A 24,070-nucleotide genomic window follows, 5' to 3' on the forward strand; every position below is an offset into this window, starting at 1 on the left:
CAGTGGAGGACTGTCTTGAACGATTCCGATCGCCATCGTCTGATCGCAGAAATGCTTCGCGAGCGGCCTTTCGCGTCCGTCCGCGACCTGCAGAAGAGACTTGGGGTTTCTCCAGCAACAATTCGCAGAGACATCGACAAGCTTCATGACATCGGAGTAGCCCGGAAGGTCTATGGCGGCATATCCGCAAATGAGTCGTCGACCGTCCCGCGCCTTTCTGCGCGACCATATGACGAAAACCGGGACATAGCTGTCGATGCCAAGCGCGCGATCGCCGAAACCGCCGCTGGCCTTGTAAGGGACGGGGACTCGATCATTGTCCATGCGGGATCGACCTGCTACCAGCTTGGCCTGCAACTGGCCCGTCGCAACGTCCGTCTCTACACCAATTCCATGCCGCTGGCCGCCTATCTCGGCGAGCACGGTACTTGCCATCTGACCCTGGCGGGCGGGGTGCTTTATCGGGAGCCCGGGATCATTCATGACGCTTCCGCGGGCGCGCCCGACTTCTTCGCGTCGCGGTTCTTCCTTGGCACTCAGGGCATCAGCAGCGAGGGCCTTCTGGAATCGCATCCGCTATTGACGAAGGCGATCGGCGAGTTGAGCGGTTGCGCCGACGAGATCGTCCTTTTGGCAGACAGCCGGAAACTCTCGATCCAGCCGCGCAATGTCGTTCTTCCGCTTTCGCGTATCGGCACGATCGTCATTGACGACGGTCTATCGGATTCTGGCGCAAAGATGCTCGAGGATGCAGGGGTTGCCATAATGATCGCGACTGTGGGAGGCCAGTGATGATGCCCTCGAACGCGATCGCGGTATTCGACCTCGGCAAGACGAACTCTAAACTCTTCGTCTTCGGCGCTGACGGTAGCGTACTTTCGGAGACCCGGACAAAGCCAGTGTGGGTCGAGTACGATGGCTTTCGCGTACTCGACGACGAGGCTCTTTTCGAGTGGATGAAGACCGTGCTCTCGGTCGCGGTCGCGGATCACTCGGTCGGGCACATAATCTTTTCCGGTCACGGCTGCACCTTTGCGCTCGTCGAGCGAGGTCACCTTGTGCATCCCATCCTCGACTACGAACAGGAACCTCCCCAGCCGCTCGCCGATCGCATTGACATGTTGGTGCCCGCCTTCGGTGAGACCTTCTCTCCAAGACTGCCGCTGGGCTTCAACTATGGACGGCACATGCTGTGGCTGGAGGCAGTTAAGCCGGACACGTTGAGCCGCGCCGACGCCATTCTTCCCTATCCACAGTTCTGGTCGTGGAAATTTTCCGGCCGCAAGGTATCCGAGGTGTCCTACGTCGGCTGCCACTCTCACCTTTGGGCTCCGCTGCGCGGTGATTTCAGCAGTCTGGTCGACCGCCAATCCTGGCGAGAAAAGATGCCCGCCTTCGAAAAAGCCGGTACTGCTTTGGGCAGTTGGGAAGTCCGTTCAGACGAGGGCAGGGCGCTTTCGGTCATTGTCCACAATGGCGTGCACGACAGTAATTCGGCGCTTTACTACTATCGTTCTGTTGGGTTTCAGGACTTCACGCTTGTATCGACTGGTACCTGGGTCGTGATCTTCAATTCGGCTTGCCCGCTCGAAGCGCTCGACGAACATCGCGACATGCTCGCAAACGTCACCGTCGACGGAAAACCAGCGCCAACAATCCGTTTCATGGGCGGCAGAGAGTACGATCTTGCAAGCGACGGCTGGAACAAGCCGATCAGCCTCGCGGCACTGTCGCGCGTGATTGCAAAAGGTGTTTTCGCATTGCCATCGTTCGCGCCGGGCGGACCGATGCCGGGTCTCGAGGGCCGCTTCGTGGGGCCGCAGGTGGAAGGCGAGGAGAGAGCGGCAGCTGCACTTCTCTATGTCAGTCTCATGACCAGTCTTTCGCTCGACCTCATTCAGTCCAATAACGCGATTGTCATAGACGGGGGGTTGGTCAAGACGGGGTTGTTTGCTGAAATACTTGCGCAACTGCGCCCTGCGCAGCCGATCTTCACGAGCCCGACGGCCGAGGGCAGCGCCTTTGGCGCGGCGGCGCTTGTTTTTGACATGCTGGGTCGAATGCCGTTTGCAAATGAGACGAGCCAGGTAGCGCCGCTGCAGCTTTTTGGTCTGGAGGCCTACCGCGACACGTGGAAAGCACTGGCCGAGATTGACCAGCCGGCGGTGACGCAGCCAAGGAAGGAGTTCCACGCATGAGCGCGGCAAACACCGAAACTCGCGCACCCGTTCTGGAGATGCGCCATATCAGCAAGACATTTGCGAGCACCAAGGCCCTCACAAACGTCTCGCTGACGGTCTATCCGGGTGAAGTCCACGCTTTGATGGGTGAGAATGGCGCGGGCAAGTCGACGCTCATGAAGGTGCTTTCCGGGGCCTATGTTGCGGACGCTGGCGGCGCTGTCCTCGTCGATGGAAAACCCATCGTGGCCGGAGATCCGATCAAGGCGAAGGCAAATGGCATATCGGTCATTTACCAGGAGCTGTCGCTCGCACCGAACCTCACGGTTGCCCAGAACATGTTCCTGGGGGCCGAACCGTCCCGCTATGGTGTCGTGGACAAGGCCACGGCTCGCGCCCGTGTCGAGCCGATCCTCAAGCAGCTGGGCATTACCTTCGGACCGTCACAACTCGTTGCAACTCTCTCCTTGGGCGAACGTCAGATGGTGGAAATCGCCCGCGCCCTGACCACCAACGCGAGGATCATCGTCATGGACGAGCCAACGACTTCGCTTACCACCAGGGAGACGGAACGGCTTTTCGAAGTCATCGCAGGGCTAAAGGCACGCGGCATCGCGATCATCTACATCAGTCACAGGATGGAAGAGATCTATGCGCTCGCAGACCGTGTCAGTGTGCTGCGCGATAGCGCTTACGTTGGGACGCTCGAGCGAGAAGAGCTGTCCGCCGAACGACTGGTCTCGATGATGGTCGGCCGCGATATCTCGACTTTCTACAAAAAAGAACACCGTGCACCGTTACAAGCGGCCAAGACGGTTCTTTCGGTGAGAGATATCGGTGACGGCCGTCGAGTTCACGGATGCTCTTTCGATGCACGGGCAGGTGAGGTCCTCGGCATTGCTGGTCTGGTCGGGTCAGGTCGAACGGAACTCGCGCGTCTTGTTTTTGGTGCAGACCGAAAAACGACTGGTACGGTTTCGCTGGAAGGCAGGGAACTGGCCATCGGTGGACCTCGCGATGCCATGGATGCAGGTATCGCCTATCTCACCGAGGACCGGAAGGGCCTCGGGCTTTTCCTCGATATGACGATTAGCGAAAACATCAACATCGGTGTTATCGGCAACGACGCCGGCCCTGGCGGCGTCCTGAATTTTACCGCCGCCAAGGAGCGCGCCGCTCGCGCTATCAAATCGCTTTCAGTTCGCACGCTGAGCGCAAGCATCAATGTCGGCGCATTGTCGGGTGGCAACCAGCAAAAGACACTCATCGCCCGCCTCCTCGAAACGAAACCCAAGGTTATCATCTTCGACGAGCCGACACGCGGCGTTGATGTGGGTGCCAAATCCGAGATTTACCGGATTATCGACGAGCTCGCGCAGGCTGGCATCGCGCTGGTGGTGATCTCGAGCGATTTGCCGGAGATCATCGGCATCGTGGATCGCGTCCTCGTCATGCGCGAAGGTCGCATTGCTGGCGAGGTCCAGGCGACGCCGGATCAGCCAATCAGCCAGGAAGCCATTATGGCCTTCTCCACGGGATCGGCATCGAAAGTCGCCTGACGCCGAACAACAGAGACGACGGGATAAAGATATGACTTCGACATCAACCGACCAGCCGAACGACAGCAAGGCAAAATTCAGATCGACGCTTACAGCGCTCGGTATGTTGCCAGTGCTCGTCATCCTGGCCATCGGCTTCCATTTGTTGAGCGGCCGTTTTCTAAGCGTCAACAACTTGTCGATCGTTATGCAACAGGCGTCGATCAATACTGTCTTGGCGGCGGGGATGACGTTTGTGATCCTGACAGGCGGCATCGATCTCTCGGTGGGTTCTATCCTTGCAGCCTCGGCAATGGTCGGCGTGATCGTATCCCTCTGGCCGGACGTCGGCATGCTGGGCATCCCGGCTGCGATTGGCGTCGGCCTTACATGTGGTGTGGTCAATGGAACCATCATTTCGGCGCTGAAGCTTCCGCCCTTTATCGTGACCCTCGGCTCGCTGACTGCCATGCGCGGAATCGCCCGGCTGCTTGGCAACGACACGACGGTTTTCAATCCCGACCTGCCATTTGATTTCATCGGAAATGGTAGTTTCTTCGGTGTGCCATGGCTGGCTATTATCGCGCTGGCGACGATCCTCATCTCGTGGTTCATCCTGAAGCGCACGGTGTTGGGCACGTGGATCTACGCTGTCGGCGGAAACGTGGAGGCAGCGCGCCTTACCGGGATCAAGGTGCCACTGGTTCTGCTCTTCGTTTACTCGATGTCTGGCCTACTTTCCGGGCTTGGCGGCGTAATGTCCGCAGCCCGCCTTTATGCCGCAAACGGCCTCCAGCTTGGTCAATCCTATGAACTCGATGCGATTGCAGCCGTCATTCTCGGCGGTACCAGCTTCGTCGGTGGTGTGGGGTCAATCTGGGGCACGCTGATCGGAGCACTCATCATTGCGGTGCTATCCAATGGCCTCATCCTCGTCGGTGTTTCCGACATCTGGCAGTACATCATCAAGGGACTTGTCATCATCGTTGCCGTAGCGCTCGACCGCTACAGGCTCAAAGGACTTAGCCGCACCTGACGTGCGGCTGGAGGGACCGGGCTTACCGGAAAACAGGCGCAGGAAGCGCCATAAGGAGGAAAGTATGCGCATGATTTCCAGACTGCTTGCAGCGACCGCCCTGGCGGCAGCCATCGCGATGCCGGCGGCCGCCAAAGACCTTCAGAAGATCGGCATTTCCGTCGGCCTGCTTGGCAACCCATTCTTCGTGGCAACTATCAAGGGCATCGAGGATCGCGCCAAGGAGATCAATCCGAACGTTCAAGTAACCTCGGTTTCGGCCGATTACGACCTCAACAAGCAGGTTTCGCAGATCGACAGCTTCATCGCCGCGGGCGTCGACATCATCATGTTGAACGCCGTCGACGCAAAGGCAATCGCGCCCGCCGTCAAGAAGGCCCAGGCTGCGGGCGTGATCGTCGCCGCCTTCGACGTTTCCGCACCAGGTGCGGACGTCACTGTCATGACGAATAACATCAAGGCGGGCGAAGAGGCTTGCCAGTACATCGTCGATCAGCTCAAGGGCAAGGGTGACGTGGTGATCATTAACGGCCCGGCATCGTCCTCGATTCTCGACCGTGTCCAAGGTTGCAAGAACGTGCTGACCAAGAGCCCGGACATTAAGATCTTGTCCGACGATCAGAATGGTCAGGGTTCGCGCGACGGCGGCCTCGCGGTCATGCAGGGCCTGCTAACGCGCTTCGACAAAATAGACGCCGTCTTCGCGATCAATGATCCGACGGGTATCGGTGCTGAGCTTGCCGCGAAACAGCTGAATCGCAATGAGTTCTTTATCACTGCCGTCGACGGAGCTCCCGATATCGAAAAGTCCCTTGCCAGCGGCAACTCGATGATTAAGGCGTCTGCGTCGCAGGATCCCTATGTGATGGCCGGCGACGCACTCAAGATGGCTGTCGACGTTCTGAACGGCAAGAAGCCCGCGGAGAACACGGTCCTGCTCGATCCCAAGCTGATCACTGCTGACAACGTCAAGGACTATAAGGGCTGGACTGCAGCTCGCTAATGTCACCTCCCGGCCCGCCGGTGCTTTCGAGCCCGGCGGGATGTTCTTAGAAATCAACAGGAATTCGTTCAATGTCCAAAATCGGTGTCCACTCGTTCGTCTGGAGTGCGGGCTCCTCCAAAGACGAGCTTGAGACAACTCTCCAGCGATCCCACGAACTCGGATTCAAATTAGTAGAATTTTCCTACCTCGATCCTAAGCTGGTCGACGTGAAGTGGCTCGCTTCCCGCATCCAGGAACTTGGCCTGGACGTCGCCGTGAGTATGGGCCTCCCGAGCGATGGCGACATATCGAGCGAAGATCATTCGGTGGTCGCCAATGGCGAAGCCATTCTGGACAGGGCCGTCGCGTTGGTTCGCGATCTTGGTGGCACAAAGCTTGCCGGTATCCTGAGTTCATCTCACGGCAAGCAGGAACACGCGCTTTCCCGTAAAGGATGGGACAGGAGCGTCGAGACGCTTTCAAAAGTTGCCGATAGGGCAAGAGACGCTGGTGTTACTCTCAACCTCGAGATCGTGAACCGCTTTGAGAGCAATATGCTCAATACGGCCGCGCAGGGGCTGGCTTACATCAAGGACACGGGAGCCTCGAACGTCTTCCTTCATCTTGACACCTTCCACATGAACATCGAAGAGGCTGATATCGGATTGGCAGTCCGCAACGCTGCCGACAAGATCGGCTACATCCACATCGGTGAAAGCCATCGCGGCTATCTTGGAACCGGCAATATCGATTTTGCCGCGTTCTTCGATGCACTTGTCGCTGTCGGATGGGACGACTATGTCGCGTTCGAATCTTTTTCTACGGCCATCGTCGACAAGGATCTGTCGCTGAAGACCGCGATCTGGAGAAATCTCTGGGATGACAACGTCGCGTTGGCCGGGCATGCTCGCCAGTTCATTGAACTTGGGTTGGAAACCGCGCGCATCAAGGCCGAACTGGTAACGAATGCCCAGGTACCGTCGGCCTGAGGGCTGGCGCCACCTGGGATGACACTACGGGTGGGCCATGAAACCGGTTCCTGATGCCGCTAGATCTGCTGCACGATTGGCCGGCGGATCGAGGCATCTACAGGTTAGCAAAATGACGCCAGAGCCAATTCCATAGATGTCGGGGACAAGATCGTTCCAGCGTTCGGCTTTCCGCCATACGCGTTCAGCGCGAGGGCTGCTAAGACTTTTGTAACTGCCTCCGCCCTGTGATCGCCTATCCATGGAGGAGCAACGGGAGTTTCTCCATGGAGAGTACATTGGAGGTCTTCACGATCAGGAATCCTGGACGTGAGGTTCACCGGCACTGGCCGGACGAGTTGAAGGCGCGGATCGTCTCGAAGCCTTGAAATGGACTGGCCGACTCATGGGATTGTTGCCCATCGGCAAGGCAGTCATTTTTGTTTTCCCGACCGCTCCAGAAGTATGCGTACTTCCTCGAAACGCCGCTTTCGCTCACCGTCCTGCTCCTTGGGCGAATAGCAAGTATTGGATACGCAAAAACGAGTGAGATGATACGGCGGCTCGGCGGCGTCAAATTCACATTCAAACGTATCGGCCATGTCGCCCCGTGTCGCGCCCTCACGTGTGGAATAGGTCATTCGGACGCCCGCAGGCTTCAATTCTGGAAAGGATTGAATTATACCGACCGCGAGCCGGTCGGATAAAAGAAAGTTCTTTGCAACTGTCTGGCAGGTGTTTTCAAGCGCCAGTGATTGAGCGAGAGCAACGCCCGGTGCAAAAAGGCAAGCCACCAAGGCAATTCGATTGAGCAACTGAACCTCCTCTCCTGCTTGGCCTCCGCAGGGTAAACTTAATCACCTGTCGGATAGCAAGCGCGACATTTGTGTTCCTTATCGGCTGGATTCCGGCATGATTACGAACCGCATTATTCCGTCAGCACTTTAAAAGCCGGATAGTGGTATGGTGTCCTGGTTTTTCTCCAAGCCGATGAGACGTTTGAGAAGCGGCCGCATCAAGCGGCCGCCTCGGAAACGGCGAGTTAAGCGGCCTTGGCATTGGCCGCAGAAACCGCAAGCTGTGTCAGCTTTTTATCGGTGGCTTCTTCCTCGGCGAGGTTCTGCTTAAGAAGAGGGACTGCTTGGGTTAAGCCTAGTTGATTTGCCCAAGCGATTAGTGTGCCGTAGCGAGCAATTTCATAGTGTTCCACTGCTTGTGCGGACGAAATCAATCCGGCGTCAAGCGCCGGGGAACCCTTAAATTCCTCGATGATTTCTTCGCCCTCTGCGATGATACCCTGGATCGCCTCACACGTTTTTCCTCGTGCAGGTTTGCCGAGCATTTCGAAAACCTGTTCCAGGCGTTCAACCTGGCCCTGGGTTTCGTCACGATGTTGGAGAAATCCTGATTTACCTTCCTGCGACTGCGCAGCCCGTGCCATCTTGGGCAGTGCTCTCAAGATCTGCTTTTCGGCGTAATAAATATCCTTGAGTGTATCGAGGAACAGATCGTCGAGTGTCTTTCCGGTTGCCATGGTGTCCTCCTTGTGGCGATTGATGCCGTTCGAAAACTCCCACCGACGCGCCTTGTTCCCGCAAACTGAAGTGTGGCACTGCCGAATAGATGTTTTGCCCGAAGCCGTCGTAAACTCAGGTCTCAATTACCGCAGGCACATGAGGAAATGACGGTCCCGCAGCTCTGGCCCTGAGCAAATCCAGTTGGTCGAAGAGGCAAACGCACATCGAAGTCTGGCCGAAAGCGCTCCGGTACTTCGGGCGCCGAGTAGGGAATCTTGGGGTGTCGATCTACTTCTGCGGCAGATGTTATCGTCAGTTGCTCTTGAACTTGATGCGCCACTCCCTGGCTTGGCCAAGAGTCGAGTGCTTCTATGAAGCCGCGATTCCGTAAAGAACGAAGAAGCCATACAATGCAAATGCCACCACCGCGACAGCGAGAATCGTGAAAAATCCAGCGCGGACGCCTCGAAGTTTCGTCTTTCGTTCGCCGGATGAGTCTGCCGGTGTCACGATCGGATCTTTTCTTGGATCTGTCATTCCCTCAACCTATCTCCGAATTGCGAAGAGCCTGTAGCGCATCCCCAGGGCGGATCGATCCCTAACACTTGAAAACCGCGGACGTTCCATTTGCTCGAGAGCCTCGCGAGTCAGCAAAACGAATGACATCGGTCAGTCAGACGTTTGCGCAAGAACTAGGATGCGCTACCTGTAGCACCAGCGCCACACCACGAAGCACGATGCGAATCGTTACAGATTGTTCACCTTGGTAGACGTGCGCGCCCTCGCCGCACGCTTAATGTTCAAGCGCCTTATCAGCCAATTCGACAGCCAACTGCCGGCGCGCGCGGTTCATTCGGCTTTTAATTGTGCCTACCGCGCAGTTGTAATACTTCGCAGCTTCTTCATAGCTGCGGCCTTCAATCGCGACGAGTTCCAAGGTTGTGCGATACGGCTCCGCTAAACGGGTGCATGCCGCCTCGACCTCGTGAGCATGAATTGCCAACTCCTGTACCGCGTCGACAGCTCCCAGGGGATCGAGGCCCTCGTGAGGAGCCGGCGACTCTCGCAAGGCCCGTCGGTAGCGCGTGCAGAACGTGTTGCGCATGATAGTAAAGAGCCAGGATTTGAGACGTGTACCTTCGTGAAAATGATCGAGATGCGACAAAGCTTTTAATAATGTTTCCTGAACAAGGTCGTCTGTGTCACTCTGCGACCGATGGAAACGCCGCGCAAAGGCTCTTAGGGCGGGAATGAGCTCCACGACATCATCGCAAAGCGAACCTCTCATCGCATTCTTTAGCATGGACTTTTCCTCTGGCATCAGCAGGGAAAAGCTGAATCGGTTCGATTGTTCCGACAATAACGACTTCGTACGGTATCGGACACAAAGGCCCGCGACAGCATACGCGTCGGCGTGTTGAGTAATGACGCTCGCTCAATGCAGTCACGGCGGGTCGCTTAAATTGACAAAGTCTGTAAGCGCAGCACCGTTCACACCTTGACCGAACTTTTGAAGACTGCAGAGGTCGACAAACACTTGAGCACATGTGCGTCGTGATACCTTGACCTGCCATTGTTATCGGGAGGCCAATATGTGCAAGAGAGTGGTCGTTTACGCGCGGTATTCAACAGATCAACAGAACCCAGCTTCAATCGAAACCCAGCTTGATCTGGGGGCTTCATTTGTTGCGGAGCGCGGTTGGAAGCTGAGCGGGACATATGTTGATGCTGGCGTCAGCGGCGCTAGTTTCGAAACACGGCCAGGTCTTCAGGCTGCGCTGACAGGGGCGCGAGTGGGTGCCTACGATGTCCTGCTTTGCCTTACGCTTGACCGGCTGTCGCGAGACCTAGAACACAGCGCTAAAGTGTTGAAGCTGCTCCAGTTCCACGACATTGAACTTTGGACCGTGCACGGCGGCTCTCAGGTGTCAGCTATGGAGCTTGGCCTGAGGGCGGTCCTGAATAGCGAGATGCTTGAGCAGGTTCGATATCGAACCAGGGAAGGCATGAAGACCGTAGCGAAGACGGGCCGAGTTCCCGGCGGCATTTGTTATGGCTACTCGATCAAAAAGATGATTGGAGCGGACGGAGAACCTATCCGTGGCCTGAGGGAGATCATTGCCGCCGAGGCGGCTGTGATCGTGTGGATATTCGAGCAATATGTGAAGGGCCTAAGTCCCGACGCCATTGCAGAAATCCTCAATGGGCAGGGTATACCTGGCCCTCGCGGGCAGGCTTGGAGAGGAACGGCGATCCGGGGACACCGGCGAAGAGGTAGCGGAATTCTGAATAATCAGATGTACATCGGTCGGCTGGTGTTCAACAGGCTCGTGTACCGAAAGAACCCAGTGAGCGAACGCCGAGTGTCTCGGCTCAACTCGCCAGAGCAACATATCATTCAAGAGCTACCGACGCTTCGGATTGTGTCGGATTCGCTCTGGAAAAAAGTAAAACGGAGGCAAGCTCTACCTCGCCGCCGGACAACGACCTCGGGCCGACCGTCTAGCCCACCAGGTAGTTCCAAGGCAGGAGATGCGCGATTTGGCTCTGCTTATGACCATTAACGAGGGCCGTTAGTGTGCTGGTGAGATAGCCAAATGGATCGACGGCGTTGAGCTTACAGGTCTCGACGAGCGATGCGATGGTCCCCCAATTCTCCGCTCCCGTGTCATGACCGGCGAAGAGAGCGTTCTTTCGGTTTAGCGCTATCGGCCTGATGGTCCGCTCAACGCTATTGTTGTCGATCTCGATGCGGCCGTCGGTCAGGAAGACGCAAAGACCGTCCCAGTATTTGGCGATGTAGGTAGGTAAGGCTCCCCCCGGCGGCGCACCTCCGTCCCACAGTCGGTCATCACGGGCCAGCGCCCAGAAGTATCCGGTCTTGGTTTTACGGGAACCGGGATCAAGCACCGGCGCACGGGTCTCGTCCATGAACAGCTTCGTCGACCGCTTCAGGTCGGCAAGCAAGGCGTCGAAGACCGGGCGCAGTTCGAAAGCAGCCCGACCGTCCCAGTCGGCGAGTGTTGAGCGGTCGAGATCAACGCCCTGGCGGCTCATGATCTGCGCCTGGCGATAGAGCGGCAGATGATCGCTGTGATCGTGTCTTTGCGTCGGCCCATAGAGTCCAGAATTCAGTGGTCGGAAATGGTTGGTCCGAAAAGCGCTTTCGCTATATTCTCGAGTTCAATGGGTTTCTCGCAGAGCACAAAACCGGCAAAGCTCAAAGGCACGATTGTCGGATCGTATCCCGTTGCAAACACGTAAGGTATGCGAAGTTCCTCCAGCCGCTCCGCGACAGGAAAAACAAGTTCACCATCGAGATGAACGTCAAGAATGGCGGCGTCGATAAATTCTTCCTCGATCAAGTCGAGTGCGTGCTGGACCCCGCCAGTCGGCCCCACCACTTTGGCCCCCAGCTGTTGGAGCTTGCGACGAGTTTCGTCAGCCAGAAAATATTCATCCTCGACGATCAAAATGCGCTTGTTAGCAAACTCTTTGCTGTAGATGTGGTGGTCGGTCAAGATGCCATTCTCCACGGTTGTTGCGCGCGGGTTGCCGACTAGATGGCGATGGAGAATGCCTCGTCAAGTCGGATATGGTCCGCTGACGCGTTACTTGACGCCTGCCCGAAAAAGCAACACCCGGGACTATCGAAACTCACCGATAAGGCGACAATATTCCTGCTCGGCCAAGCCATAAGAATCTGAAGCAAACGCTTCTAGACCGCTACGGCTGCGCACGGCGACTAGATTGCGCTCCGATCTTATGAGACGTCTTCCCTCCAGGGCATGCAGTGCAACGGTCACGCTCGGACGGCGCACAGAAAGCATCAGAGATAGAAATTCATGTGTTACCGGTATCCGTTCGTCCCGAAGTCGGTCCTGGCACATCAGAATCCACCTCGCCAAACGCTCTTCGATCGTTTGAATGGCATTACCTAAGGCGGTATAGGCTGCCTGCAGCAGAAACGACTGAGCATACTGATTAAACAGGCTTCGCGCTGAGTTGTTGGACCGCGCGAGTTCAACAAGGGTCCGCAGTCGAACGCGATAGGCGTCTCCCTCGATTTGCATAAGGATTTTGAAGGGTGACCGTCCACTTTCGCAGAGGGGTGCAATGGGGATCACGCCTTCACGGCCGACGATACCCACCTCGCTTGAGTTCCCGCTCCGCGACGAGATAACAATGGAGGCCAAACCGGACACCGGAAAGTAGCAGTAGTCGGCGGATGTGGACGGTTTTAACAATATCGAAGATCGACCAAGAGTAACCCGCTCCAAGCTTGGCCGAATAAAATCGAGCGCATCGCCGTCCATAGCGCCTAGAAGGAAATTGTCGCTTCGGCAGCTTATTGCGTCCATCGCCTTAGCGCCCGCAGGAAATGGGACGAAACGCCCTGCTGCGCAAACCACATGGCAACAGGTGCGAGCTGGTCTTAAATGTCAATCCACGAAAAAAAGGCAGACCGCAGGCGACCTGCCCAAGGCAAGGATGAATTGTCCCTTCGTCTGATGATTCGCATGTATCGGCCAGGAACCCAACACAACTGTGTTTGTCGCTTGTATTGGGGGCCCTCGTCAGAGGCTCGTGCCGCACCATAAAGTCTCCGGATTTGTTGTCGCTATCAGAAGAAACTCTCTAACAACACAACCAAGGCTTATGTTCCCGCCTACGGGGGTGAACTGTAGTCGGCACTCGCGATGACCCGGTTACGATGCGGTGGAATCGATCGTCGGCCTTCGCGCTGATGCCGTTAGCCAAACACCATCGCTGACATTTGTGCGACTAGATGTGGCGCATACAGCCGTGCGAACCTCCCCGTGCTGCTCAACACAGAAGGTTTGTACAATGGAACCAGCGTCATACGGTGAAATGCGGTCATCATGCGCCTTCCGCCCTGTCCAGCGTGGCAACAGCGGCCCATCACGAGGAATGATCGAGGCATGACTCTGGACCCTCGTCGACGCTCGCTTCCGCGCTTGGTCAGCAAGGTCAAAGGCGCTCTGGGAGAGCGATTGTGTGATGCACTGGACGATCCGAGCGTCATTGAGATCATGTTAAATCCGGACGGAAAACTCTTCATCGAGAGATTGGGCCTGGGTATGACACTCGCCGGAAGGATGGCAAGCGAGTCTGCTGAAACGATCATCGGTAGCGTGGCCCATGTGCTCAACTCGCAGGTTGACCCGGAACGGCCAATCATTTCGGGCGAACTGCCAATCGGCGGACACCGCTTTGAAGGCCTACTACCACCCGTCGTTGCCGGACCAGCATTTACGATCCGCAGGCGTGCCTCGCATCTTTTTTCTCTGGACGACTATGTGAGGAACAACGCGATGACCGCAATGCAGGCGGCAGCAATTCGTAGCGCCGTTGCTGCAAAGCTGAACATCCTGGTAGCCGGTGGCACGGGTTCCGGAAAAAGCACCCTCACGAACGCCGTGATACTGGAGATGGTCGCCCATTCGCCTGATGAACGCCTGGTAATCCTCGAGGACACCGCCGAGATCCGCTGTTCCGCTGAAAACGCCGTCTGCTTTCGCACAAGTGATACGGCCGACATGTCTCGCCTGCTGAAGAGCACGTTGCGGATGCGACCTGACCGCATAATCGTTGGGGAGGTTCGCGACGGCGCGGCACTTACTCTTCTGAAGGCGTGGAATACCGGCCATCCCGGCGGCATTGCCACGATCCATGCGAACAATGCGCGTTCGGCGCTTCAGCGCCTCGAACAGCTAACAGCGGAAGCAAGTCACCAACCTATGCAAGCGGTTATCGCCGACGCCGTCGATCTCATCATTTACATGGAGCGAACACCGACTGGGCGTCGTGTCCTGGAGATGCTTCGCGTCGCCCGTTTTGCGGAAGGGCACTATGTGATCGCGCCTTATGTCGAGGAGCCACGCAATGCAGCCTAGTAGGAAACCCATTTTGCTTTGCCTGCTTGCAACAGGAGGGATCCTCGTCGCTTCACCGGCGCTTGCCGGTTCCGGTGGAAGCCTGCCTTGGGAGGGCCCGCTTGAGCAGATTCAGGAGTCGATAACGGGTCCGGTCGCGGGATATATCGCGCTTGCGGCGGTGGCTATTGCCGGAGGCATGCTGATCTTTGGCGGCGAGCTCAACGATTTCGCCCGAAGGCTGGTGTACGTCGTACTGGTCGCCGGTATCCTTCTCGGAGCCACGACAATTGTCGGTTTGTTCGGGGCGACCGGCGCGTCGATCGGCCAGACAGACCGCCAGATGACGGTGAAGACACCGAATGGAGGAGGGGAGCGGATCCATGGCTGAGACCACTCCCAGGCTCCACCGCAATCGTATTCATCGCGCGCTGTCCCGTCCGAATCTCCTGATGGGCGCAGATCGCGAACTGACGCTGATAACCGGATTGGCAGCCGTCATCCTGATCTTCGTGGTCCTGACAGTCTACTCGGCACTACTCGGGGTATCGGTCTGGATCGTCGTCGTCGGCGTGCTTCGGATGATGGCTAAATCCGATCCGCTCATGCGGCAGGTCTATGTGCGGCACATTTCCTACAAGCCCCACTACCGGCCGACTGCCTCTCCCTGGCGCCGGTATTGAGGAGGAAGGCATGGTCGCCCTCAAGCGTTTCCGGGCCAGCGGTCCGTCATTTGCCGATCTCGTGCCCTATGCCGGTCTGGTCGATAACGGTGTTCTCCTCTTAAAGGACGGAAGCCTTATGGCCGGCTGGTATTTTGCCGGTCCGGACTCTGAAAGCGCCACCGACATCGAGCGCAACGAACTTGCGCGGCAGATCAATGCCATCCTGTCACGGCTCGGAAGCGGCTGGATGATCCAGGTCGAGGCAATCCGCATTCCAACCGTCGACTATCCGCTGGAGGATCGGTGCCACTTCCCCGATCCTGTCACGAGGGCGATCGATGCTGAACGTCGGGCGCATTTCGGGCGCGAGCAGGGGCACTTTGAAAGCAAGCACGCGGTTATCCTGACCTACCGGCCGCTCGAGTCGAAGAAGACGGCACTCAGCAAATACATCTATTCAGACGAAGAGAGCCGCAAGAAGTCCTACGCCGACACGGTCCTCTTCATATTCAAGAATGCGATCCGCGAGATCGAGCAATACCTCGCCAACACCCTGTCGATCCGGCGCATGGAAACGCGCGAGGTTCTGGGGAGGGGAGGGGAACGCGCGGCGCGCTATGACGAGCTTCTGCAGTTCCTCCGTTTCTGCATCACCGGCGAGAGCCACCCGATCCGGCTGCCCGACATTCCCATGTATCTGGACTGGATCGCGACCGCGGAGCTCGAACATGGCCTGACGCCGAAAATCGAAAGCCGTTTCCTGAGCGTTGTCGCGATCGACGGTCTGCCGTCCGAAAGCTGGCCCGGCATCCTCAACAGCCTCGATCTGATGCCGCTGACCTATCGATGGTCGTCGCGCTTCATCTTCCTCGACGCCGAGGAGTCGCGGCAGAAGCTCGAACGCACGCGGAAGAAATGGCAACAGAAAGTGCGCCCTTTCTTCGACCAGTTGTTTCAGACGCAAAGCCGCTCGGTCGACCAGGATGCCATGATGATGGTTGCCGAAACCGAGGATGCGATCGCCCAGGCTTCGTCGCAGCTTGTCGCCTTCGGTTATTACACCCCCGTCGTCGTCCTCTTCGATGCGGATCGCGAGGCCCTGCGTGAGAAGGCAGAGGCGATACGCCGGCTCATTCAGGCTGAAGGGTTTGGCGCGCGGATCGAAACGCTCAATGCCACCGATGCCTACCTCGGCAGCCTCCCCGGTAATTGGTACTGCAACGTCCGCGAACCGCTGATCAACACCAGCAATCTCGCCGATCTCATCCCGCTGAACTCGGTTTGGTCGGGCAATCCGGTCGCCCCATGTCCGTTCTATCCACTTAACTCGCCGCCGCTGATGCAGGTCGCCAGCGGCTCGACCCCTTTCCGGTTGAACCTGCATGTCGGCGACGTTGGTCACACGCTGATCTTCGGTCCGACGGGCTCGGGCAAATCGACGTTACTCGCCCTCATCGCGGCACAGTTCCGGCGCTACGAGCGTGCTCAGATCTTCGCCTTCGACAAAGGAAACTCGCTGCTCCCCTTGACCTTGGCAGCCGGCGGCGATCACCACGAGATCGGTGGCGATGGTGACGAGCAGGGCGGCGCGCTTGCCTTCTGCCCGCTCTCCGACCTTTCCACCGACCGCGATCGGGCTTGGGCCGCCGAATGGATCGAGATGCTTGTCGGCCTGCAGGGCGTCACGATTTCCCCTGACCATCGCAATGCCATCTCCCGTCAAATCGGTCTCATGGCGAATGTTCCGGGCCGCTCGCTTTCGGACTTCGTATCCGGCGTGCAGATGCGCGAGATTAAGGATGCCCTGCATCACTTTACCGTCGACGGTCCAATGGGCCAGCTCTTTGACGCGGAAGAAGACGGACTGACGCTCGGGACCTTCCAGTGCTTCGAGGTCGAGCATCTCATGAATATGGGAGAGCGAAATCTCGTCCCGGTCCTGACCTATCTCTTCCGCCGGATCGAAAAGCGTCTGGACGGCTCTCCAAGTCTCATCATTCTCGACGAGGCATGGCTCATGCTCGGCCACCCGGTCTTCCGCAGCAAAATACGTGAGTGGCTGAAGGTGCTGCGAAAAGCCAATTGCGCCGTCGTGCTGGCAACGCAGTCGATCTCCGACGCCGAACGCTCCGGCATTATCGATGTCCTCAAGGAATCCTGCCCGACAAAGATCTGCCTGCCCAATGGCGCCGCCGCCGAGCCTGGCACGCGGGAATTCTATGAGCGGATCGGCTTCAATGATCGGCAGATTGAGATCGTCTCAGGCGCGATCCCGAAGCGCGAATATTACGTCGCGACTTCGGAGGGACGGCGGCTGTTCGACATGTCGCTCGGACCTGTGGCGCTGAGCTTCGTCGGTGCGTCCGGCAAAGAAGATCTCAGACGCATTCGCGAACTGAAAGCCGAGCATGGCGGTGATTGGCTTATCCGTTGGCTTGAGACGAGAGGAGTCCGGGATGCCGCTTCGCACCTCAACTTCGCATAGATGGCTTGGCGGACTGCTGGCCTGCGCAGTGGGTCTTGGATCAACTGACGCCATCGCCGGTGCGGCGACTGGCAACGCAACCGAGTTCACGCAGCTCGCAAACAATGCCCAACTGATCGATCTGATGAAGAGCTCAGGCTTGCAGGTCGACAATCAGCTGACCCAGATAGGCCAGCTTGCGACGCAGATCGAGAACCAGCTGAAGATCTATCAGAACATGCTGCAAAACACGACGCAGCTCCCTGACCATATATGGGGCGAGGTCCAAGCCGATCTCGATCGGCTTCGCAATGTCGTGGATCAGGGGCAAGGCATCGCGTTCTCAATGAGCAACGCCGATGATCTCCTGAAGCAACGCTTCAAAAGCTATGCTGACCTACAGACCGATCTGCCGAATTCCGACAGCTTTTCTTCGACCTACCAGTCCTGGTCCGCCACGAACCGGGAAACCATCGCCAGCACCCTGAAGGCAGCGAGCCTGACCGCCGATCAATTCGATACTGAGGAGAGCACGATGAGTTCGCTACGGTCCATGTCCGAGTCGGCCGATGGACAGATGAAGGCCCTGCAGGTGGGCCATGAGATTGCCGCTCAGCAGGTCGCCCAGATGCAAAAGCTTCGCGGCCTCGTCTCCCAGCAGATGACCATGATGGGGACGTGGCTCCAGTCGAAACAGGCTGACGAGGATCTCGCGCAGGCGCGGCGGGAGAAATTCTTCAACACGGAGTTCGATTCCATTCCCCAAGGTCAGAAAATGGAGCCACGCTGGTGAGCCCCGCCTTTCTTGCTGTCATCTTGCTGCTCGCACCGTCGGTGGCCGTTCCAACGGCAACCACATTGGCCATCAGGCTCGACATCCCCGGCAACACATGGATGCGCAGGGAGCAGCGGGTGGCGCAGAAGAAGTTCCTTGCTTCAAGCAAAGATCTGACTCCGATCAAAAAAGGGACGGGAGATGCGGCCGCGATGGTAAAGCGCGATCTTATACGGACCTATCTTGCTACGGCGCTTATTTGCCTTGCGCTCGCCGGCCCCGCATATGCTCAACATGGCCAGGTGTTGACCGAGCTGGAAAACCAGGTTTCCGCCTCAGCGAAGGACTGGCAGACCGCGATCACGGAGGCGGCAACGTCCCTGTTCTGGATCCTCGCGGCGATCGAAGTGGGCGTCGCGGCTGTATGGCTCGCCATTCAGGCGGCGTCGCTCGACAGCTGGTTTGCCGAGCTCGTGCGGCGGATCATGTTCATCGGTTTCTTCGCCTTCGTACTCAGCCAAGGGCCGACCTTTGCGCGGGCCGTGGTCGACAGCCTTTTCCAAATTGGCGCAGGCGGCGGCTCGGCTTCACCGGCCGAGGTCTTCGACGCGGGCATTCGTGTCGCATCGCAGATGTCGCAGCAGGCCAAGTTCGGCGTCTTCGAAGACAACGCGCTCGCGATCGCCGCGGTGCTGGCAATGGGCGTCGTTGTGATCTGCTTTTCGCTCGTTGCGGCGATCTTCGTGGCCGTCATGGTCGAGATGTATGTGGGCTTGCTCGCCGGCATGATCATGCTTGGTCTTGGCGGGTCGTCCTATACCAAGGACTTCGCGATCCGCTACCTCGTTTATGCCTTCGGTGTCGGCATGAAGCTCATGGCCCTCGTGATGATCGCAAGGATCGGATCGCAGGTGCTGCTCGGGCTGGCCGGGGCGCCGACGGCTGACACAGATCAGTTCATCACAACGCTTGCGATTGCCGGCATATCGGTCGTCGTCTTCATCATCGCGATATATGTGCCAAACATCATTCAGGGCGTTGTCCAGGGAGTCTCCGTTTCAGGCGGGATGGAAGCCATCCGCCACGGCGGCCACGCAGCATCCTTTGCCGCCGGCAGCGCCTTTAGCGGCGCCGGTGCCGTTGGCGCAGGCTTCGCGGCGGGGCAAGTGGCCCGTTCGGCCGGATCCTCGTTCGCCGGCGCAGCAATTCGAGGCATGGGTGCCGGGATAGGCTCAGCCGGCCGTGCAGTGGCGTCCGCGGCAAAGGAAAAAGCGATCGGCTCCCCCGGCGCTTATGCCGGTTCGATCCTTGGGCTTGCGAACGCCAGGCTCGATGAAAACCGGACCGGCCAGAGCGCGCCGAAAGCACCCCCTGAACACAACGACAAACAATAGAAACGAGGCAAACATCCATGGGAGCCAACCGCGCCCCCGACAATCCCTACCTTGCTGCCCGCCAGGAATGGTCCGAGCGGTATGGCACCTATGTGAAGGCGGCTGCCGCTTGGCGGATCGTCGGCATCCTCGGACTGACCATGGCGGTGATCGGCTTCGGCTATGCCATGTATCTCAGTACCCAGGTTAAACTGGTGCCTTACATCGTTGAAGTCGACAAGCTGGGCGTATCTGTGACCGCCGGCTTCCCTCAGCAGATCGAATATGCCGATGTCCGCGTGGTTCGCGCCACGCTCGGCAACTTCGTGACCAGCTTCCGGTCGATCACGCCCGACGCCGTGGTGCAGAAGCAATATATCGACCGGACCTATGCCCTGCTGCGGACATCGGACCCGTCGACGGAAAAGATCAACGCTTGGTTCCGCGGCAACTCACCCTTCGAGAAGGCGAAGACCGCAACCGTCGCCATCGAGGTCAACAACATCGTGGCGCTGTCGAACCAGACCTACCAGATCGACTGGACGGAGTATGAGCGCGACCGTAAGGGCAAGGAAGCCGGGACCCGCCGTTTCCGTGGCATCGCGACGGTCACACTGACCGCACCGCAGGATGAGGCGATCATCCGGCTCAACCCGATCGGCCTTTACGTCCGGGATTTCGACTGGACAGCACAGCTCTAGGGCAGGGGAATTCAAGTATGCAGATTATAGGAATGATTGCGGCGGCTAGCTGCATGGCGGGCCTTGCCCTTGGCAATGGCGCCGTCGCGCAGAGCATGACTGCCAATGAAGCGAAGGGTACAGCCATTTCCCAGAAATGGCGTGGAACCCCAGGCCTGGTCACGACCGGTCCGGACGGGAAGGTGATCTTTCTGTTTGGAGAAACCCAACCGTCCGTCGTCTGCTCGCCGCTCCAGGTCTGCGATATCGAGCTGCAGGGCGGAGAGATCGTCCGTGATGTGCTGGTCGGCGATACCGTTCGCTGGAAGGTCGAGCCCGCCACCTCTGGCGCGACCGGCGGCCAGGCGATCCATCTGATTGTCAAACCTTCCGAACCGGGGCTGGTCACGTCGATGGTGGTGACTACGTCACGGCGGACCTATCACATCCAGCTCAAGTCCCGCCCAACCCAGTATATGGCCCGTGTCGGCTTCGAATATCCGGAGGATGCATCGACGAAGCTGGCCGACATCAACGCTCGCTTGGAGGCTAGCGGATTGCCGGGCAGTGCTCCGGACAAACTGAACTTTTCCTATTCGGTCAGCGGCGGGGCGTCCTGGCGGCCGAAGCGCGTCTATTCCGACGGCGTCAAGACCTACATCCAGTTTCCGAAATCGATCTCCGGTCAGGACGCGCCGGTATTGTTCGTTGTCTCAGGCGGTCAAAATCGCATCGTCAACTATCGAATGAAGAACGACGTAATGATCGTCGACTATGCAATCGATGAGGCCATTCTCGTCTCCGGGGTCGGATGGCATCAGCAGAAGATCACCATCCGGCGGGGCGACTGACGATGCCCCGGCTCCTTGCTTTCCTCCTTATCGCCGCACTGGCCTCTGGCTGTGAAACTGCCGATGACGCCCTCACCACCAGCGCCACGCCAGTCGCTGTGACCAGCCGCGCGGCGAGTGCCATCGCTGGTGACATGGCAAGCCGGCTCGCAGAACAGATCGGCGCTGCGGCCACAACCACTATCAAGATGGACAAGGACGATTCCGACTACGCCAGCGCGCTCGAGGCAGCCCTGAAGGGTTGGGGCTACTCGATCATCACCGATGGCAAGGTGTCGAAGGATCAGAGACCGACCGAGCTTGCCTGGTCGATCGACACCATCGACGGTCAGGTGCTTGCGCGGCTGACGACGCCATCGATTGCACTCGGACGGGCCTACTTGCCGACCGCGACTGGCGCGACCCCGGCAAGTCCGTTGTCGATCATGCAGCGCAACTGAGCGGAGAAAGCCATGGTCCAATCGCTTCAGCTCGGCGGCTCGGGTGGCAGCACCGATCAGCACGGCATGCGTCGCCTCAATCGGCTTCCCATTGTCATCGCCATCGCCGTTGTCGTGCTGTTTCTAGGCGTCGTCGTCATTGGTCTTTCCTGGCGTGGCCTTCCCTTCAGTCGCGGCAACGATCTCGACAGTCGCTCAAGCGCACCGGCGACGAGTTTCGGGGACCAGCTCAAGCGGGGCGTGTCCGATGGCATTATCGGCGAGCCGGACCGCCAGGACATGTTTCCGCCGACGCCGGCGGTCCGACCAAAGGAGGAAAAGCAGATCCCCGTCGTCGAACCGCGAGTGGACGACCGACAGGATCGCCGTCCACGGCTCGAAAGCGAGGAAGAATGGAGAGCCCGGCTGAGACGGGAGCAGGACGAGCAGTTTCTTCGCGAGGCGCAGCGCCAGCGGATGTTTCAGCTTCAGGCAAGGGCGACCGCGCTCGATTCACCCCTCAAAGTCGATATCTCTGATGTCGAAAAGGCGGCCGCGCAATCGACATCAGAGACCCGTCAGCCGTCGAGCCTGACTTTGGGTAGCGCTTCCGATCTGTATGCCCAGGCGATGAAATCCGGACTGTTGGGGCAGAACGTTGATCCTAATGGCCAGACATCGAAAGAGGATTTTTTCAATCAGGATATCAAGGATCTCGGCTATTTGCCTAACCAGGTTGTGCCGCAGCTGTCGCTCTACGAGCTGAAGCGCGGATCGGTCATCCCCGCTACTTTGATCACCGGCCTCAATTCCGACCTCCCTGGACGGATCACGGCGCAGGTCAGCCAGAACGTTTATGACAGCGCGACGGGCTACCGACTTCTCATCCCACAGGGGGCGAAACTGTTCGGGCGTTATGACTCCAACGTATCGTTCGGGCAGAAGCGCGCCCTCGTCGTCTGGACGGATCTGATCTTTCCGAACGGATTGACCCTGCAGATCGGTGGGATGGCCGGTACGGATGCCGAAGGCTACGGCGGCTTCAAGGACAAGGTCGATCGCCACCTTTGGCGCACCTTTGGATCGGCGGCGCTCGTTGCCTTGATCGGAACGGGCATCGACATGTCGATGCCGGAGAGCTCGACGCTGGCGACACAGGATACCGCCTCGGACGCCGCCCGGCGAAATTTCGCGGACTCGTTCGGACGGGTCGCAGAGCAAACAATCTCAAAGAATCTCAATGTGCAGCCGATGATCCAGATAAGGCCCGGTTACAAGTTCAATGTCCTTGTCGACCAGGACATTATCTTCCCCTCCGCATACAGGAGAAACTAGGTCGATGCTGCAGATCTGCTCGATTCCCGGATCGGGTTGCAGGTCGTTCTGGCGGTCCATTGCCGGCTGAAGGCTCTTGCCACGCCCTCGTTTATCAGACCGAAGCGTATGCTTTCGCGGCGAGAAAGCATGTGTGTTACGTGGGGAGTAAAGGCGAGAAACACCCGTGACCTCCGCTGGCGCTCCGACAACGTCTGACGCATCAGAAATTGTCGAGGCGCAATCCGCACCTACGACCTCGCGTGCAGCGTATCCTCCAATTTTCCTTTGCGCCGAATCTCAATAGGACGGCTCGAAGGCTGGCATGAAGAAAAGTTCGAAAGTGCGCGTTTCCGGAGAAGCGGGTCGCTCGCTTGCACACAACCAGGAGCGCAGACAAGTCTTCCTTTGCGAGAAATCGTTCTAGGCCATATTTAATCAAAGGCGCTCTCTAGCGATGCCAACTGAATCGTCATCCGCGATGTCACGTTGTTTGACACTAGGCGTAATGGGGGGCGAGTACTCAAATCACGCCGATGCATCGGTCACGGCCCTCCGGTGAGCCAGTGCGCGGACGCGAGAGACATATGCGGCAAGGGCAGAGCGTCCCGGTGGCACTACGAAGAGATTTCGTAGGGCGGAGAAGATCGCTGTAAAGCATTGTAGTCCGTCGGCTGATCGGAGACCTTGCATCATCCGTTCCCGAGCTGATGGTCAGTGCGCTCACACCAACCATCTATCCGGCAACCATTAAGCCCGCGCCTTGTGACATCGCCGCACGGATCACTTCTGCCCGCCTATTCGGGAAAGATCGATCCGCATTTCGGCCGCACCGATCGGCTCTTCGCCAACGCGCTCTTCCTCGACCGCAGCTACTGGTGCCTCCTCGCTCTGATTGTCGGGAGGATTTCGCCTCGTGCCCCTTCCGGGCAGGAACGTTGCTCCACCGGGATCCGCCGCCCGAAACACCTCAGTCCCCTCAAAGTAGCCGGTCTTCCAGGCGTAGATCGCATCGTCAACCATTTGCGGCAGGATATCCTTGTTCGTCGGACTTCCATACCACCGGGTGACGATGCGTGCGACCTTGGCAAACATTGCTGTCCCTGTCTTGAGGTTCGTGCATGCGATGAACAGTGAAGCATCAACTTGTGAGTCATCCGTGACGCCGATACCCGCGGGCAGCTGCGTGATTCCAACCCGGACCCCTGCCTTTCCGAGGTACTTGCGCAGCACCGCAAAGGCCTCATCCGGTGTCTGGAGCTTCGGTATCAGTACTAGGCGACCATCCGACTTGATGGTGAGCGCCAATGGATCCTCCGCACCAGCGACGGTGACGAACTGCTCGACGATCGCGGGCGTCAGGGATGGGTCGGCACATCTTTCAATCAGAACTGCGTCGATCATTTTG

General features: G+C 58.2%; 23 protein-coding genes and 2 pseudogenes. 17 read left to right on the forward strand and 8 right to left on the reverse strand.

The features are described from left to right. Positions 1-15 precede the first annotated feature (15 nt). The 6 genes from EV286_RS26035 to EV286_RS26060 all read left to right on the forward strand — a co-directional run bounded on the left by EV286_RS26035 (position 16) and on the right by EV286_RS26060 (position 6,728). Positions 16-792, forward strand: a complete 777-nt coding sequence (locus EV286_RS26035; protein WP_132960088.1) for a DeoR/GlpR family DNA-binding transcription regulator — start codon at positions 16-18, stop codon at positions 790-792. Beyond that, positions 792-2,198: a carbohydrate kinase gene (locus tag EV286_RS26040; protein WP_132960089.1), complete on the forward strand. Its 1,407-nt coding sequence runs from the start codon at positions 792-794 to the stop codon at positions 2,196-2,198. The genes EV286_RS26035 and EV286_RS26040 overlap by 1 nt, the downstream gene beginning before the upstream one ends. Then, positions 2,195-3,739 carry a sugar ABC transporter ATP-binding protein gene (locus EV286_RS26045; protein WP_132960090.1) on the forward strand — a complete coding sequence of 515 codons (1,545 nt, stop codon included), beginning with the start codon at positions 2,195-2,197 and terminating at the stop codon, positions 3,737-3,739. The genes EV286_RS26040 and EV286_RS26045 overlap by 4 nt, the downstream gene beginning before the upstream one ends. Before the next feature lie 31 nt (positions 3,740-3,770). Further along, positions 3,771-4,754, forward strand: coding sequence for a ribose ABC transporter permease (locus EV286_RS26050; RefSeq protein WP_132960091.1), 984 nt, complete (start codon positions 3,771-3,773; stop codon positions 4,752-4,754). 64 nt (positions 4,755-4,818) lie between these two features. Next, positions 4,819-5,757: an ABC transporter substrate-binding protein gene (locus EV286_RS26055; RefSeq protein ID WP_132960092.1), complete on the forward strand. Its 939-nt coding sequence runs from the start codon at positions 4,819-4,821 to the stop codon at positions 5,755-5,757. Between the two features lie 71 nt (positions 5,758-5,828). Then, positions 5,829-6,728, forward strand: coding sequence for a sugar phosphate isomerase/epimerase family protein (locus tag EV286_RS26060; protein ID WP_132960093.1), 900 nt, complete (start codon positions 5,829-5,831; stop codon positions 6,726-6,728). Positions 6,729-7,141: 413 nt separating this feature from the next. On the opposite strand, the gene EV286_RS26065 is transcribed toward EV286_RS26060, so the two are convergent. The 3 genes from EV286_RS26065 to EV286_RS26075 form a co-directional block, all read right to left on the reverse strand. After that, positions 7,142-7,522, reverse strand: coding sequence for a hypothetical protein (locus EV286_RS26065; RefSeq protein ID WP_132960094.1), 381 nt, complete (start codon positions 7,520-7,522; stop codon positions 7,142-7,144). A gap of 227 nt (positions 7,523-7,749) precedes the next feature. After that, positions 7,750-8,241: a ferritin-like domain-containing protein gene (locus EV286_RS26070; RefSeq protein ID WP_132960095.1), complete on the reverse strand. Its 492-nt coding sequence runs from the start codon at positions 8,239-8,241 to the stop codon at positions 7,750-7,752. 776 nt (positions 8,242-9,017) lie between these two features. Next, complete coding sequence (locus EV286_RS26075) at positions 9,018-9,527, reverse strand: sigma-70 family RNA polymerase sigma factor (RefSeq protein WP_132960096.1); 510 nt, start codon at positions 9,525-9,527, stop codon at positions 9,018-9,020. 289 nt (positions 9,528-9,816) lie between these two features. Here EV286_RS26075 and EV286_RS26080 point away from each other — a divergent pair, with 289 nt between their 5' ends. Then, entirely contained in the window at positions 9,817-10,788 is a 972-nt protein-coding gene (locus EV286_RS26080) for a recombinase family protein (protein WP_132960097.1), read from the forward strand. Here the strand turns inward: EV286_RS26080 and EV286_RS26085 are convergent. The 3 genes and pseudogenes from EV286_RS26085 to EV286_RS26095 form a co-directional block, all read right to left on the reverse strand. After that, positions 10,727-11,320 (reverse strand): annotated as a pseudogene (locus EV286_RS26085) (transposase); the annotation flags it as partial. The gene EV286_RS26080 and the pseudogene EV286_RS26085 sit on opposite strands and share 62 nt — an antisense overlap. A 35-nt stretch (positions 11,321-11,355) precedes the next feature. Continuing rightward, positions 11,356-11,745, reverse strand: coding sequence for a response regulator (locus EV286_RS26090; RefSeq protein WP_245500833.1), 390 nt, complete (start codon positions 11,743-11,745; stop codon positions 11,356-11,358). 126 nt (positions 11,746-11,871) lie between these two features. After that, positions 11,872-12,585 carry a Crp/Fnr family transcriptional regulator gene (locus EV286_RS26095; protein ID WP_245500834.1) on the reverse strand — a complete coding sequence of 238 codons (714 nt, stop codon included), beginning with the start codon at positions 12,583-12,585 and terminating at the stop codon, positions 11,872-11,874. A 582-nt stretch (positions 12,586-13,167) separates the two neighbouring features. Here EV286_RS26095 and trbB point away from each other — a divergent pair. The 10 genes from trbB (at position 13,168) to trbI (ending at position 22,683) form a co-directional block, all read left to right on the forward strand. Then, on the forward strand, positions 13,168-14,142 hold the full coding sequence (gene trbB, locus EV286_RS26100) for a P-type conjugative transfer ATPase TrbB (RefSeq protein WP_132960098.1): 975 nt from the start codon (positions 13,168-13,170) through the stop codon (positions 14,140-14,142). Further along, the gene (locus EV286_RS26105) at positions 14,132-14,512 is read left to right on the forward strand and encodes a TrbC/VirB2 family protein (protein WP_132960099.1); all 381 of its coding nucleotides are present in this window, start codon (positions 14,132-14,134) and stop codon (positions 14,510-14,512) included. Before trbB ends, EV286_RS26105 begins: the two co-directional genes overlap by 11 nt. Continuing rightward, complete coding sequence (locus EV286_RS26110; RefSeq protein ID WP_132960100.1) at positions 14,505-14,804, forward strand: conjugal transfer protein TrbD; 300 nt, start codon at positions 14,505-14,507, stop codon at positions 14,802-14,804. Before EV286_RS26105 ends, EV286_RS26110 begins: the two co-directional genes overlap by 8 nt. Before the next feature lie 10 nt (positions 14,805-14,814). After that, positions 14,815-17,271 carry a conjugal transfer protein TrbE gene (locus EV286_RS26115; protein WP_132960101.1) on the forward strand — a complete coding sequence of 819 codons (2,457 nt, stop codon included), beginning with the start codon at positions 14,815-14,817 and terminating at the stop codon, positions 17,269-17,271. After that, positions 17,243-18,043 carry a P-type conjugative transfer protein TrbJ gene (trbJ, locus tag EV286_RS26120; protein ID WP_132960102.1) on the forward strand — a complete coding sequence of 267 codons (801 nt, stop codon included), beginning with the start codon at positions 17,243-17,245 and terminating at the stop codon, positions 18,041-18,043. The genes EV286_RS26115 and trbJ overlap by 29 nt, the downstream gene beginning before the upstream one ends. Positions 18,044-18,237: 194 nt before the next feature. After that, complete coding sequence (trbL, locus tag EV286_RS26125; protein ID WP_132960251.1) at positions 18,238-19,419, forward strand: P-type conjugative transfer protein TrbL; 1,182 nt, start codon at positions 18,238-18,240, stop codon at positions 19,417-19,419. A 17-nt stretch (positions 19,420-19,436) separates the two neighbouring features. Beyond that, complete coding sequence (locus EV286_RS26130) at positions 19,437-20,099, forward strand: conjugal transfer protein TrbF (RefSeq protein WP_132960103.1); 663 nt, start codon at positions 19,437-19,439, stop codon at positions 20,097-20,099. 17 nt (positions 20,100-20,116) lie between these two features. Beyond that, complete coding sequence (trbG, locus tag EV286_RS26135; RefSeq protein WP_132960104.1) at positions 20,117-20,929, forward strand: P-type conjugative transfer protein TrbG; 813 nt, start codon at positions 20,117-20,119, stop codon at positions 20,927-20,929. 2 nt (positions 20,930-20,931) lie between these two features. After that, positions 20,932-21,369 (forward strand): conjugal transfer protein TrbH, encoded by a 438-nt coding sequence (gene trbH / locus EV286_RS26140; protein WP_132960105.1) that lies wholly within the window; start codon positions 20,932-20,934, stop codon positions 21,367-21,369. A gap of 12 nt (positions 21,370-21,381) precedes the next feature. Continuing rightward, entirely contained in the window at positions 21,382-22,683 is a 1,302-nt protein-coding gene (gene trbI, locus EV286_RS26145; protein ID WP_132960106.1) for an IncP-type conjugal transfer protein TrbI, read from the forward strand. 507 nt (positions 22,684-23,190) lie between these two features. On the opposite strand, the pseudogene EV286_RS32540 reads toward trbI, so the two are convergent. Both EV286_RS32540 and EV286_RS26150 read right to left on the reverse strand, forming a co-directional pair. Continuing rightward, positions 23,191-23,367, reverse strand: a pseudogene (locus tag EV286_RS32540) (IS6 family transposase); the annotation flags it as partial. Between the two features lie 78 nt (positions 23,368-23,445). Continuing rightward, positions 23,446-24,066: a TraH family protein gene (locus tag EV286_RS26150; RefSeq protein WP_165932940.1), complete on the reverse strand. Its 621-nt coding sequence runs from the start codon at positions 24,064-24,066 to the stop codon at positions 23,446-23,448. Positions 24,067-24,070 lie beyond the last annotated feature (4 nt).

Source organism: Rhizobium sp. BK251 (genome assembly GCF_004345245.1).
Taxonomy (GTDB): Bacteria; Pseudomonadota; Alphaproteobacteria; order Rhizobiales; family Rhizobiaceae; genus Rhizobium.